We start from the raw sequence: 12306 nt of genomic DNA, 5'->3' as shown, positions 1-12306 counted from the left end.
GGCGTCCCGGCCCGGGCGGCCGTGCAGCCGCTGGTCCTCGGGGGCTGTCGGAGGTCCGACCGCGTCCCCCCGCTGTTCGGCTGTCCCCTGAACGGTGGTCCCCGAAGGGACCGTCCCTGGAAGGCTCTTCCCCCGAAACGGTACCGATCGGTTCCGTTCCGACGTCGAAGACGGTACCGATCGGTGCCGTTTGGCGTCAAGGGCGGTTAGGATCGCTGCCATGGCAGTCAACGCACGGGCGCGCCTGCTGAGCACGGCAGAGTCCCTCTTCTACGCCAACGGGATCCACGCGGTCGGTGTGGAGCGCATCCTGTCCGAGTCCGGAGTGGGCCGGGCCTCCTTCTACCGGCACTTCACCGGCAAGGAGGCCCTGGTGACCGCGGTCCTGGAGGGCCGCGACGCACGGTGGCGGGCCTGGCTCTCCGAGCGGGTCGCGGCCTTCGGCGGCCACCCGCTGCACGTCTTCGACGCGCTGGCCGAACGGTTCTCGGCGCAGGACTACCGCGGCTGCGTCGCCATCAACACCATGACCGAGATCGCCGACCGCGCGAGCCCGGCCCGCGAGATGGCGGCGCTGCACAAACGGCGCGTCATCGAGCTGGTCGAGCAGCTCATGCGCGACGCCGACATCCCCGAACCCGACTGCCGCGCACGGCAGTTCGCGCTCCTGATGGACGGCGCCATCGTCACCGCCCTGCGCGAGGGCACCCCCGACGCCGCCTGGCGCGCCCGCACCATCGCGGAGTCCCTCCTCGCCCCCCAGTCCCCGTCCGTAGCCGCCACCCGCCCCGGCCGGGACACCGCGCAGGTGACCGCGACGCGACGGTGATCGGAACCCGAGACCACCCTCTCGTGGAGGTCAAGGCCAGGCAAAGTGCGGGAATTGTGGGGGGATTCGCCGGGGCGCCGCTCAGTGGGCCGAGGAGGTGCGCCGAGTGACTACCCTTCGGTGATCACCATTCAGGTGGTCGCTCGCATTCGTCAGCCACGGGGGTTACCCACTCATGTCCGCACCGCCGCCCTACCCGCACCAGCCGTACGGGCAGTCGCCGGCCCCGCAGCCCTACGACGGCCGGCCCGCCTACGGTCAGCCCGGCTACGGCCAGCCGCCCGCGCCCGCGCCACGCCCGCAGGCCGGTCCGTCGGGGCCCCGGCGCCGCAGCCCGCTGCACTCGGTGCTGTCCGTCGGCATCGTGCTGGCGGTCTTCGGCGGCGGTGCCTGGTACGTGTGGAACTACAACACCAGCCCCACCGGCGGCAAGGCCAAGGCGGAGGCGTCGCGGTCCGCGCAGGCGGTGGAGGCCAAGACGCATGATCCGAACATCGGGGACTGCGTCAAGATCGCGGACCCGGAGGGGGAGCCGGTGCCGACCATCGTGGACTGCGCCTCTCCCGAGGCCCAGTACAAGACGGCGGACCGTCTGCTCGGCGCGGGCAAGCACTGCGGCAAGGACTTCGACTACGGCATCCAGTACTACGCCCGCCGCAGCACCGATTTCACGCTCTGCTTCACCAAGATCCGCCGCTGAGCCGGGTTGGTGGGGTGCGGGAGCCGGTGAATAGGGTGGGGTGATGGTGTCGGCGCGTCAATGGAGAATCCCATGAGTTCGACCTCTGTCCCCGACGGCGCCCTTCTTCCGGTCGGGGTGATCGGGCTCGGTGACATCGCGCAGAAGGCCTATCTGCCGGTGCTCACCGCGCTGCCCGGCCTCGACCTGCGGCTGATGACCCGGGACGCGGCGAAGCTGGACCGGATCGGTGATGCGTACCGGATCGCGGCGGAGAAGCGGTTCACCGATCTCGGGGAGTTGATCGGCAGCGGGATCCGCGCCGCCTTCGTGCACGCCGCCACCGACCAGCACGTGCCGATCGTCTCGCAGCTGCTGACGGCGGGCGTCGATGTGTACGTGGACAAGCCGCTGGACTACACCCTGGACGGCGCCCGCCGCCTGGTCGACCTCGCCGACCGCACCGGCCGCTCGCTGATGGTGGGCTTCAACCGGCGTCACGCGCCCGGTTACGTCCAGGCGAAGGAGCGGCCGCGGGACCTGATCGTGCTGCAGAAGAACCGGGAGGGCCTGTCCGAGGCCGCCCGCACCCTGGTCTACGACGACTTCATCCACGTGGTGGACCTGCTCCGCTTCCTCGCGCCCGGTGAGATCGAGCACGTGGACGTCCGTTCGCGGGTGCGCGACGGGCTGGTGGAGCACGTGGTGCTCACCCTCGGCGGGGAGGGGTTCACCGCGCTGGGCATCATGAACCGGCTGTCCGGCTCGACGGAGGAGGTGCTGGAGGTCTCCGGCGGCGACTCCAAGCGCGAGGTGCGCAACCTCGCCGAGGTGATCGACCACCGCGGCCAGCCCACCGTCCGTCGCCGGGGCGACTGGGTGTCGGTCGCCCGTCAGCGCGGCATCGAGCAGTGCGTGCTGGCGTTCCTGGACGCCGTCCGCGGCGGCAGGACCCTCGACGCCCATGACGCGCTGCGCACCCACGAGCTGTGCGAGCTGGTGGTGGAGCGCGTCGAGGGTTCCTGGGAGTCCGCTGGGAGCGGCCTGTGAACGGGCTGTGAGCTGCGCGGACTGAGCGGGCGTCAAGTCATGTGTACGGAACCGACAGTTCACTGACGGGGTCTTGTCGGGGCATTTTCTACGCGCGTATCTTGAGGGGCGCCGCGGGGGGCGGCGATCCGTCCCCTGCTCTTCTCTACGCGAGTAGCGCGCGCTCGAAGCGTGCCTCCGCCCGGACCGCCGTGCCACGACCGTGCCGCACGACGGAGCTAGGAGCCCTGCCCAGGTGACCACCGCCCCCGCACCCCGCCCGCACAGAACCCTCCTGCGTGCCGCCCTGATCCCGGCCTCGCTGGCCGCCTCGCTGGTGCTCGTCCCGCTCCCGGTGGCCAACGCCGCCGGTGCCGCCACCCCCGCCCCGACCGAGGCCGGCCCGCTGCGGATCCACGACGTCCAGGGCGCCACCCGGATATCCCCGCAGGCCGGCAAGCCCGTCACCGGTGTGCCCGGCATCGTCACCGGCGTGCGTGCGTACGGCAGTTCCAAGGGCTTCTGGATCCAGGACCCGAACCCGGACGCCGACCCGGCCACCAGCGAGGGCGTCTTCGTCTTCACCGGCGGCAACCCGACCGTCAAGGTCGGCGACTCGGTGCTGGTGAGCGGCAAGGTCACCGAGTACTACCCGAACTACTCCGGCGGCTCGCAGTCCCTCACCGAGATCTCCGCCCCCGGCATCACGGTCGTCTCCTCCGGAAACCCGCTGCCCGCCCCGGTGGTCGTGGACACCCGCAACATCCCCGGCACCTACAGCCCGGCGGCCGGTGCGGACGGCTCGATCGACGGCGTGAAGCTCGACCCGGAGAAGTACGCCCTGGACTTCTACGAGTCCCTGGAGGGCATGCTCGTCCAGGTCAAGGACGTCCGGGTGGTCCAGGCGACCGACAAGTACAACGAGCTGTGGGTCGCCGCCGACCGCCAGGACCAGCGCAGCAAGCGCGGCGGCGTCCTGTACGAGTCCTACCGCGAGCCCAACGTCGGCCGCCTGATGGTGCAGCAGCAGGCGCCGGCCGCGCAGCAGCCCTTCCCGGTGGCCAACGTCGGCGACGAGCTGACCGGCGCCACCACCGGCCCGCTGGACTACAACAACTTCGGCGGCTACACGCTCGTCGCCGGAACCGTCGGCACGCTGAAGGACAACCACCTCCAGCGCGAGGTCACCGCCCAGGCCGCGGACCGCGAACTCACCCTCGCCACCTACAACGTGGAGAACCTGGCCCCGAACAACCCGGACGCCAAGTTCGCCGAGCTCGCCAAGGGCGTCGTCACCAACCTGCGCTCGCCCGACATCGTCGCCCTGGAGGAGATCCAGGACGACAACGGCTCCAAGAACGACGGCACCGTCGGCGCGAGCCAGACCGTCGCCAAGTTCATCGCCGCGATCAAGGCGGCCGGCGGCCCCGCCTACGACTGGCGCTCGATCGACCCGCAGGACGGCAAGGACGGCGGCGAGCCCGGCGGCAACATCCGCCAGGTGTTCCTGTTCAACCCGCAGCGGGTCTCATTCACCGACATCCCGGGCGGCAACGCCACCACCGCCGTCGGCGTCACCGGCACCGGCGCCACCACCGCGCTGACCGCCTCGCCCGGGCGCATCGAGCCGGGCGACGAGGCCTGGACCAACAGCCGCAAACCGCTGGTCGGCCAGTTCGTCTTCCGCGGCCAGAAGGTCTTCGTCATCGCCAACCACTTCAACAGCAAGGGCGGCGACCAGGGCATCGACAGCCGCTTCCAGGCCCCGACCCGCAGCTCCGAGGTGCAGCGGGTCAAGCAGGCCACCGTCGAGCAGGCCTTCGTCGCCGGGCTGCTGGCCGCCGACAAGGAGGCCAGGGTCGTCTCCCTCGGCGACTTCAACGACTACCAGTTCTCGCCCGCCCTGGCCGCGCTCACCAAGGGCGGCGTGCTGCGCGACCTGGTGAACGAACTGCCGGAGACCGAGCAGTACTCGTACGTCTACCAGGGCAACTCGCAGGTGCTGGACCACATCCTGGTCAGCCCCGAGGTCGGCTACGCCAAGTACGACGTCGTGCACATCAACGCCGAGTTCGCCCAGCAGGCGAGCGACCACGACCCGCAGGTGGTCCGCATCAAGCCGTAGCGCGGGCCGGCGCCCGAGCCGCGGTTATGCTGCCTCCGCTGCCGGTGGTCACCGGCAGCGGAGGCTTTTTCACGGGGGGTCGGGCGAGGTGCGGTACCGGATCGAGCGGATCGGGCGCGAGGACTGGCAGCGGCTGCGGAAGGTGCGCCTCGCCCAACTCCTCGACACCCCGCTGGCGTTCGGCGAACCCTACGAGTACGCGAGCCACCAGGGCGAGGGCAAGTGGCGGGCCCGGACGAACTGGGTCAACGAACCCGACAAGGTCGGGCTGGTCGCGGTGGACGACCAGGGGGAGTGGGTCGGCACCATGCTGTCCGTTCCCGACAAGGACCACGCCGACGCCGTCGACCTGATCGGCGTCTGGGTGGACCCGGCGCACCGCGGCCGCGAGCGCGGCGTCGCGGACGCCATGCTGGACGCCGTCCTCGTCTGGGCCCGCGGCCGGGGCGCGCGGCGGATGCTGCTCGGGGTGCACGAGGCGAACCCCCGCGCCGCCGCCTTCTACCTGCGGCGCGGGTTCTCGTACACCGGGGGCGAGACGCCGTACGTACTGGACTCCTCGGCGCGGATCCTGGAGATGGTCCTCCCGCTGGACTGACGCCGGGCCAGGGGCGGCATCGTCCTCGACGACCCCTCAGCCCGCGTACGCCGCCAGGGCCTCGCCGGTCGGCGTGGAGCGGGCGGCGACCAGCTCGGCCGGGGTGCCCTCGAAGACCACCCGCCCGCCGTCGCGGCCGGCGCCCGGGCCGAGGTCGATGATCCAGTCGGCGTGCGCCATGACCGCCGGGTGGTGCTCGATCACGATCACCGACTTGCCCGATTCGACCAGCCGGTCCAGCAGCCCGAGCAGCTGCTCCACATCGGCCAGGTGCAGGCCGGTGGTCGGCTCGTCCAGGACGTAGACCCCGCCCTTGTCCGCCATGTGGGTGGCCAGCTTCAGCCGCTGCCGCTCGCCGCCGGAGAGCGTGGTGAGCGGCTGGCCGAGGCTGACGTAGCCGAGCCCGACGTCCGCCAGCCGCTCCAGGATGCGGTGCGCGGCCGGCAGCCTCGCCTCGCCGGTGCGGAAGAACTCCTCCGCCTCGGTGACCGACATCGCCAGCACCTCGGCGATGTCCCGGCCGCCCAGCCGGTACTCCAGCACCGCCGGCTGGTAGCGCTTGCCCTCACAGTCCTCGCAGGTGGTGGCGACCCCGGCCATCATCGCCAGGTCGGTGTAGACCACGCCCGCGCCGTTGCACGTCGGACAGGCGCCCTCGGAGTTGGCGCTGAACAGGGCCGGCTTCACGTCGTTGGCCTTCGCGAAGGCCTTGCGGATCGGCTCCAGCAGCCCGGTGTAGGTGGCCGGGTTGCTGCGCCGCGAACCCTTGATCGCGCCCTGGTCGACTGAGACCACGCCCTCGGCGGTGGCCCCCGACCGTCGGGACAGCGAGCCGTGGATCAGCGAGCTCTTGCCGGAGCCGGCCACCCCGGTCACCACGGTGAGCACCCCGAGCGGGACGTCCACGTCCACGTCCCGCAGGTTGTGGGTGTTCGCGCCCCGGATCTCCAGCTTCCCGGTGGGCTTGCGCACCTCCTCCCGCAGGGGCGCCCGGTCGGCCAGGTGGCGGCCGGTGACGGTGCCGCTGCTCCGCAGCCCGTCCACGCCGCCCTCGTAGCAGACCGTGCCGCCCGCCGTACCGGCACCGGGCCCGAGGTCGACCACGTGGTCGGCGATCGCGATGGTCTGCGGCTTGTGCTCGACCACCAGCACGGTGTTGCCCTTGTCCCGCAGGCGCAGCAGCAGCTTGTTCATCCGGTCGATGTCGTGCGGGTGCAGGCCGGTGGTGGGCTCGTCGAAGACGTACGTGGTGTCGGTGAGCGAGGAGCCGAGGTGGCGGATCATCTTGACCCGCTGCGCCTCGCCGCCGGAGAGCGTGCCGGACGGGCGGTCGAGGGAGAGGTAGCCGAGGCCGATCTCCACGAAGGAGTCGAGGGTCTGCCGGAGGGTGGTGAGCAGCGGCGTCACCGAGGGCTCGTCCAGCCCGCGGACCCAGTCGGCGAGGTCACTGATCTGCATCGCGCAGGCGTCGGCGATGCTGATGCCCGCGATCCTGGAGGAGCGAGCGGCCTCGCTGAGCCGGGTGCCCCCGCAGTCGGGGCAGTCGGTGAAGGTGACGGCCCGCTCCACGAAGGCGCGGATGTGCGGCTGCAGCGCGTCCTTGTCCTTGGACAGCATGGACTTCTGGATCTTGGGGATCAGGCCCTCGTAGGTGAGGTTGACGCCGTTGACCTTGACCTTGGTCGGCTCCCGGTAGAGGAAGTCCTGCAGCTCCTTCTCGGTGTACTTGCGGATCGGCTTGTCCGGGTCGAGGAAGCCCGAGTTGGCGTAGACGCCGACCGTCCACCAGCTGTCGGTCTTCCAGCCGGGGATGGTGATCGCGCCCTCGGAGATCGACTTGCTGTCGTCGAAGAGCTGGGTGAGGTCGATGTCGGAGACGCTGCCCCGGCCCTCGCAGCGCGGGCACATGCCGCCGGTGATGCTGAAGCTGCGCCGCTCCTTGACGGTCTTGCCGCCGCGCTCGAGGGTGACGGCGCCGGCGCCGCTGACCGAGGGGACGTTGAAGGAGAAGGCCTTGGGGGAGCCGATGTGCGGGGTGCCGAGGCGGCTGAAGAGGATGCGCAGCATCGCGTTGGCGTCGGTGGCGGTGCCGACGGTGGAGCGCGGGTCGGCGCCCATCCGCTGCTGGTCGACGATGATCGCGGTGGTCAGGCCCTCGAGGACGTCCACCTCGGGGCGGCCCAGGGTGGGCATGAAGCCCTGGACGAAGGCGCTGTAGGTCTCGTTGATCAGCCGCTGGGACTCGGCGGCGATGGTGTCGAAGACCAGCGAGCTCTTGCCCGAGCCGGACACACCGGTGAACACCGTCAGCCGGCGCTTGGGGATGTCGACGCTGACGTCCTTGAGGTTGTTCTCGCGCGCGCCGTGGACGCGGATCAGGTCGTGGCTGTCGGCGGCGTGCGGCACGGAGTGCGCGTCCGTCCTCTTGGGCATCGTCTCGTCTCTCCCTGTCGATCGGGCGGGCCCGCCCCGCGGTCACCGGTGGATCCCTTCGATCCAACCAGAATCCGGTGCTGCGGGGGCGGGCCCGTCGGGCGGTGGCTGCCGGGCTTCGGCTGCCGGATGGCCTGGCCGTCCGGTCAGCGAACCTCGTTGAAGCGGATCAGGTTGCCCGCCGGGTCGCGGAAGGCGCAGTCGCGCGCGCCCCACTGCTGCTCGGTCGGCTCCTGCACCAGCTCGGCTCCGCCGGACTTCAGCCGGTCGAAGAGCCCGTCCAGGTCGCGGGTGCCGAGGACGAGCCGGGCGTAGGTGCCCTTGGCCATCATCTCGGTGATGGTCCTGCGCTCGTCCTCGGTGACGCCCGGGTCGATCGCCGGCGGCTCCAGGACGAGCGAGACGCCGGGCTGGTCGGCGGGGCCGACGGTGATCCAGCGCATCGCGCCGCCGCCGACGTCGTTGCGGACCTCGAAGCCGAGCAGGTCGCGGTAGAAGGCGAGGGAGGCCTCGGGGTCGGTGTGCGGGAGGAAGGTCCAGTGGATGGTGATGTCGCTCATGACCGCAACGCTAGGCGCGGGCCCGGGGCGGATGCTTCTCCAATCCTGATCGGTCTGCATCAGTTCGGCGGCGAGACCGTGGTGACCGACGCTGACGCCGCGGTCGCGCGCGAGCTGCGCGATGCCCTGGTGACTCTGCTGCTCGCGCACTCGGGCGACGAGGAGAGCCTGGGTGAGCCGCTGCTGCGTGCCGAGCGGCACCTGCGACGGGTGGGTTCGCTCTACCCGCTGGCGAGGTGGTCACGGCCGGCGGTGTGGAGCTGGCCTGGCCGCAGGCGGGGGTGCCGCGCGTGTTCGGAACCGTCCTGGCTGCCGTGACGACGTTCGCGCAGACCGGCGACTGGAGCCGCATCAAGGCGTGCCGGAACCCCCCCCGTGCCATTTCGGTTTCTTCGACCGCACCCGCAACGGGGGAGGGCTGTACTGCAGTACCGGCTGCGGCTCTCAGGTGTCCATGCGCAAACACCGCCGACGGCAGCGCCAGGGCAGTGACGCGCCGTCGGAGGCGTGAAACCACGGCGGTTCTGAACGACCGGTTCGAGTTCCCCCTCGGACTGATGACGGACAACCTCACCCGGTGATGACCGCCGTGCACGTCACCAGGGCACTACTCCGGCGTCGTCGAAGAACCGGCCCGTCGGGCCGTCGTCGGGCAGGGCCGCGAGTTTGATGGCGATGGCCGCGCCCTGTTCGGGGGTGCGCACGCCCCGGAAGCCGTTGAGGTCGGTCGCGACGTAGCCGGGGCAGGCGGCGTTGATCAGGATGTTCGTGCCGCTCAGCTCCCGGGCGTACTGGAGGGTGACGGCATTCAGGAACGTCTTCGACGGCGAGTACGCCGCGGCCACCGGACCGGTGGTCAGCTCGCCGGCGGTCCCTGACTGCCGGGTGAGGGAGCCGACACTGCTGGACATGTTGACGATCCGCGGTGAGGCGGAGCGGCGCAGCAGCGGCAGCATCGCGTTGGTGACGCGGATGACGCCGATGACGTTGGTCTCCACGACCGTGCGGATGGTGGCGGGGTCGACGCGGGTGGGCTCCTGGGGCATGGCGCCGGTGATGGCGGCGTTGTTGACGAGCACGTCGAGGCGCCCGGCCTGTCCCTCGATCAGCCGTGCGGCGGCTGTCGCGCTCGCGTCGTCGGTCACGTCCAGCGGTACGCCGAACGCGTCGACGCCGGCCGCGCGCAGTCGCTCCACCGCGGCCTCGCGACGCTGATCGTCGCGGGCGCCGACGCCGACGCTCCAGCCGAGGGCGCCCAGGCCCGCGGCGATCTCGTAGCCGATTCCCTTGTTCGCGCCGGTGACCAGCGCAATCGTTCGTTCGCTCATGGGGACCATGCTGCTCTCGGACCCTGGCGGGGGTCCAAGACCGATTGGGTGGGCAGCGATACCTTCCAGGTATTGATCCGGAGTACCGTGGCCGGATGGAGACCAGGGAACTGCGCTACTTCGTCGCTGTCGCCGAAGAGTTGCACTTCGGGCGCGCCGCGCAGCGGCTCGGGATCGCACAGCCGCCGCTGTCACGGGCGATCCAGCAGCTCGAACGCCGACTCGGGGCAGCGCTGCTGGATCGGACCAGCCGTACCGTCACGCTGACCGAAGCCGGCTCGGTGCTGCTGGCCGAGGGCCGGGCGGCCCTCGACGCGGTCGACGCGGCCGAGCGCCGGACCCGCCGCGCCGCCCTTCCCCCGGCCGGCCGTCCCGGCCTGGTCCTGGTCACGAAGGCCAGCGCGTCCCGCGAACTGCTGGCGGAACTGCTGGACGCGTACGCTGCCGAACCCGGCGCGGTCCCCGTCGACGTCCTCCTGTGCGGCCCGGCCGAGCAGGAACGACTTCTGCGCGAGGGCCGGGCCGATGTGGCGCTGCTGCACCGGCCGTTCGACTCGACGGCCGGGTTCCACACCGAAGACCTCGGCACGGAGGGCCAGGTCGCGGTCCTGCCGGCCGGGCATCCGCTCACCGTCCGGACCCATGTGCACATGGCCGACATCACCGGGCTGCCCGGCCTGCCCCTGCCGCGCTGGCCCGACCCCGACGGCACCTACCCGCCCGGCCCCGGCCCGCAAGTCCGCGACCACGCGCAGTTGTTGCAGCTCGTCGCGCTCGGCCGGGCTTGCGCGGTCTCACCGGAGTCGTGCCGAGCCCAACTGCCCGGTGACCTCGCCGCCGTGCCCGTGCTGGACGCGCCGAACGTCACCACCGTGATCGCCTGGCCGCCGCACAGCCGGTCCAGAGCCGTCGCCGACCTCGTCCGGACTGCGACCCGTCTCCGGTAGTTCCCCCACGTGGCCGGCTGTCGCCGACCGTGGCCGTCCAACGGCGGCAGTCGCAGATGTCCGTTCTCAGTGGACATGGCGATCCGACCGGCTCGTGAGTCGTCGTTGAGCACCGTGTGCGTATCAGGTGACGGATGCCCAGTGACGGCCGGGTGCCGGTCAGTCGATGCCTTCGATGATGCGGAAGTCGCGCTCGAAGCCGTCGGGGAGGGCCACCAGCGCCTTCTGGTATGCCTCGCTCTCGTAGGCCGCGACGGCCTGTTCAAAGCTGTCGAACTCGATCAGAACGACGCGTTGCGCGATTCCGGCCTCATGGGCGACGACTCGACCGTCACGGGACAGGGTCCGCCCGCCCGCTGCCCGGACCGCCGGACCCGCCAGCTTGCTGTAGGCAGTCAGCGTCTCCGGGTCGGGAAGGGCGGGGTAGACACTGGCCCAGTAGCCCTTGGCCATGGAAACCTCCTGCGTTCGGCCGGACATGTCCGACGTCGAATGGACACTCGGATCGATCGATCCCGGCGACAGGAACTGCCGTCAGTCGGATCGTCATATGCGCACGCTAGGGCCTGCTGTGCGGTCGAGGGAAAGACCGGTACGGGATAGGCTCAGAACGAATCGTTATCAATCGGCACGGAGGGCACGTGGCGCCGGATACGGTGAGCCTGCAGTACTTCCTGGTGCTGGCACAGGAGTTGAACTTCACCCGCGCGGCCGCACGGATCGGTATCGCACAGCCCGCACTCAGCGCCCGGATGCGCCGATTGGAGTCGGAACTCGGCGCGGCCCTGATGGTCCGCAACACGCGCAGCGTCGTACTGACCCCGGCCGGTGCGGCTTTGGCGGAGTCCGCGCCGCCCGCGCTGGCGGCGCTGGATCGGGCATGGGCCGCCGCCCGGAGCGCGGCGGCCGGTGAACTGGGCACGCTGCGCATCGGATACAGCCTCAGCGCCGGGGCCGAGACGGCACCGGCTCTGGTGGACAGGCTGATTCGCGGCAACAGCGGACTCGAGGTCGGCGCGGTCCCGATGGCGACACCGGAGATCTCCCCCGCGGTCGCCGACGGCCGCATCGATGCCGGGATCACCCGCGGTGAACAGCCGGGCCGTGGCGTGCGCCGGTTCCTGCTGCGGCGTGCGCGCATCGGGGTCCAGCTGGCGCAGCACCATCCGCTGGCCGAACGCCCGGAGATCGAGATCGCCGACGCGGCCGCGTATCCGCTGCGACTCCCGCACCGTGCGGCCAACCCCGTGATCCACGATCAGCTGTCCGCGCTGTTCCGAGACATCCGACCGCGCCCCCGATTCCACACGCCCGCAGTCGCTTTCGACATGTCCCAGCGCGACCTGCGCGACGGGGTCACCCTCGCCCCGGCCGGAGAAGCCGCAGCCACGGTACAACCGGCCGGTCTCACCTGGCGACCGCTGCGGGACGCGCCCAGCCTGACGTTCCACCTGGTCCTCCCGCGCGAGCAGTCGCCGCTACACCGCCGCATCCGTGCCGTCGCCAAAACCCTGGCGCACGAGCTGCACTGGCTGCCGGACTGACGCGCAAGAGGCCAAGCGAGAGTTCAGCAAGTGCATCCACCAGATCACCTGCGAACGGACATCACGGAAGCTGTGACCGGACGTCGTCGTTGGTGGGCGGGTCTGCGGTTCGTCCCGGTTCATGCGGCTTGGAGTGGGTTGCCGTCGTAGGTCCAGCGGTAGGGCTTGGCGTCGAGTTCGTCGTAGGCCAAGACGAAGGTGGCGCTCGACGATGCCGGCGAAGGGAACCCCGCG

At 71.0% G+C, this 12306-nt stretch carries 13 protein-coding genes; 9 read left to right on the top strand and 4 right to left on the bottom strand.

Annotation, left to right across the window (positions count from 1 at the left end):
* Nucleotides 1-220: 220 nt before the first annotated feature.
* From ACZ3TI_RS22120 to ACZ3TI_RS22100, 5 genes are all read left to right on the top strand, one after another.
* On the top strand, nucleotides 221-829 hold the full coding sequence (locus tag ACZ3TI_RS22120) for a TetR/AcrR family transcriptional regulator (protein WP_465728668.1): 609 nt from the start codon (nucleotides 221-223) through the stop codon (nucleotides 827-829).
* A 175-nt stretch (nucleotides 830-1004) separates the two neighbouring features.
* Nucleotides 1005-1529, top strand: coding sequence for an LppU/SCO3897 family protein (locus ACZ3TI_RS22115; protein WP_465728666.1), 525 nt, complete (start codon nucleotides 1005-1007; stop codon nucleotides 1527-1529).
* A gap of 72 nt (nucleotides 1530-1601) precedes the next feature.
* On the top strand, nucleotides 1602-2558 hold the full coding sequence (locus tag ACZ3TI_RS22110; protein ID WP_465728664.1) for a Gfo/Idh/MocA family protein: 957 nt from the start codon (nucleotides 1602-1604) through the stop codon (nucleotides 2556-2558).
* Between the two features lie 235 nt (nucleotides 2559-2793).
* Nucleotides 2794-4662 (top strand): endonuclease/exonuclease/phosphatase family protein, encoded by a 1869-nt coding sequence (locus ACZ3TI_RS22105; RefSeq protein ID WP_465728662.1) that lies wholly within the window; start codon nucleotides 2794-2796, stop codon nucleotides 4660-4662.
* An 88-nt stretch (nucleotides 4663-4750) separates the two neighbouring features.
* Nucleotides 4751-5260, top strand: coding sequence for a GNAT family N-acetyltransferase (locus ACZ3TI_RS22100; RefSeq protein ID WP_465728660.1), 510 nt, complete (start codon nucleotides 4751-4753; stop codon nucleotides 5258-5260).
* A 36-nt stretch (nucleotides 5261-5296) separates the two neighbouring features.
* Here the strand turns inward: ACZ3TI_RS22100 and ACZ3TI_RS22095 are convergent, their stop codons facing one another.
* Nucleotides 5297-7693, bottom strand: a complete 2397-nt coding sequence (locus ACZ3TI_RS22095; RefSeq protein WP_465728658.1) for an ATP-binding cassette domain-containing protein — start codon at nucleotides 7691-7693, stop codon at nucleotides 5297-5299.
* Between the two features lie 146 nt (nucleotides 7694-7839).
* Nucleotides 7840-8253 carry a VOC family protein gene (locus ACZ3TI_RS22090; RefSeq protein WP_465728656.1) on the bottom strand — a complete coding sequence of 138 codons (414 nt, stop codon included), beginning with the start codon at nucleotides 8251-8253 and terminating at the stop codon, nucleotides 7840-7842.
* Nucleotides 8254-8334: 81 nt separating this feature from the next.
* On the opposite strand from ACZ3TI_RS22090, the gene ACZ3TI_RS22085 reads away from it, so the two are divergent.
* Nucleotides 8335-8571 carry a hypothetical protein gene (locus tag ACZ3TI_RS22085; RefSeq protein ID WP_465728654.1) on the top strand — a complete coding sequence of 79 codons (237 nt, stop codon included), beginning with the start codon at nucleotides 8335-8337 and terminating at the stop codon, nucleotides 8569-8571.
* Between the two features lie 40 nt (nucleotides 8572-8611).
* Nucleotides 8612-8764, top strand: coding sequence for a CGNR zinc finger domain-containing protein (locus ACZ3TI_RS22080; RefSeq protein WP_465728652.1), 153 nt, complete (start codon nucleotides 8612-8614; stop codon nucleotides 8762-8764).
* Between the two features lie 85 nt (nucleotides 8765-8849).
* On the opposite strand, the gene ACZ3TI_RS22075 is transcribed toward ACZ3TI_RS22080, so the two are convergent.
* Complete coding sequence (locus ACZ3TI_RS22075) at nucleotides 8850-9581, bottom strand: SDR family NAD(P)-dependent oxidoreductase (protein WP_465728650.1); 732 nt, start codon at nucleotides 9579-9581, stop codon at nucleotides 8850-8852.
* 95 nt (nucleotides 9582-9676) lie between these two features.
* On the opposite strand from ACZ3TI_RS22075, the gene ACZ3TI_RS22070 reads away from it, so the two are divergent.
* The gene (locus ACZ3TI_RS22070) at nucleotides 9677-10528 is read left to right on the top strand and encodes a LysR family transcriptional regulator (protein ID WP_465728648.1); all 852 of its coding nucleotides are present in this window, start codon (nucleotides 9677-9679) and stop codon (nucleotides 10526-10528) included.
* 159 nt (nucleotides 10529-10687) lie between these two features.
* On the opposite strand, the gene ACZ3TI_RS22065 is transcribed toward ACZ3TI_RS22070, so the two are convergent.
* The gene (locus ACZ3TI_RS22065; protein ID WP_465728646.1) at nucleotides 10688-10981 is read right to left on the bottom strand and encodes a DUF1330 domain-containing protein; all 294 of its coding nucleotides are present in this window, start codon (nucleotides 10979-10981) and stop codon (nucleotides 10688-10690) included.
* Between the two features lie 188 nt (nucleotides 10982-11169).
* On the opposite strand from ACZ3TI_RS22065, the gene ACZ3TI_RS22060 reads away from it, so the two are divergent.
* Nucleotides 11170-12072 (top strand): LysR family transcriptional regulator, encoded by a 903-nt coding sequence (locus ACZ3TI_RS22060; protein WP_465728644.1) that lies wholly within the window; start codon nucleotides 11170-11172, stop codon nucleotides 12070-12072.
* Nucleotides 12073-12306 lie beyond the last annotated feature (234 nt).

It is taken from the genome of Kitasatospora sp. NPDC023120 (assembly GCF_055560835.1).
Note: the sequence above shows the minus strand (reverse complement) of the source record. Positions and strands in the feature narration are given on the sequence as shown.

Bases quoted from the DNA above. Each gene is read 5' to 3' on its own strand.
- ACZ3TI_RS22120 (WP_465728668.1), top strand. From the start codon at position 221: ATGGCAGTCAACGCACGGGCGCGCCTGCTGAGCACGGCAGAGTCCCTC.
- ACZ3TI_RS22115 (WP_465728666.1), top strand. From the start codon at position 1,005: ATGTCCGCACCGCCGCCCTACCCGCACCAGCCGTACGGGCAGTCGCCG.
- ACZ3TI_RS22110 (WP_465728664.1), top strand. From the start codon at position 1,602: ATGAGTTCGACCTCTGTCCCCGACGGCGCCCTTCTTCCGGTCGGGGTG.
- ACZ3TI_RS22095 (WP_465728658.1), bottom strand. From the start codon at position 7,693: ATGCCCAAGAGGACGGACGCGCACTCCGTGCCGCACGCCGCCGACAGC.
- ACZ3TI_RS22090 (WP_465728656.1), bottom strand. From the start codon at position 8,253: ATGAGCGACATCACCATCCACTGGACCTTCCTCCCGCACACCGACCCC.
- ACZ3TI_RS22075 (WP_465728650.1), bottom strand. From the start codon at position 9,581: ATGAGCGAACGAACGATTGCGCTGGTCACCGGCGCGAACAAGGGAATC.
- ACZ3TI_RS22070 (WP_465728648.1), top strand. From the start codon at position 9,677: ATGGAGACCAGGGAACTGCGCTACTTCGTCGCTGTCGCCGAAGAGTTG.
- ACZ3TI_RS22065 (WP_465728646.1), bottom strand. From the start codon at position 10,981: ATGGCCAAGGGCTACTGGGCCAGTGTCTACCCCGCCCTTCCCGACCCG.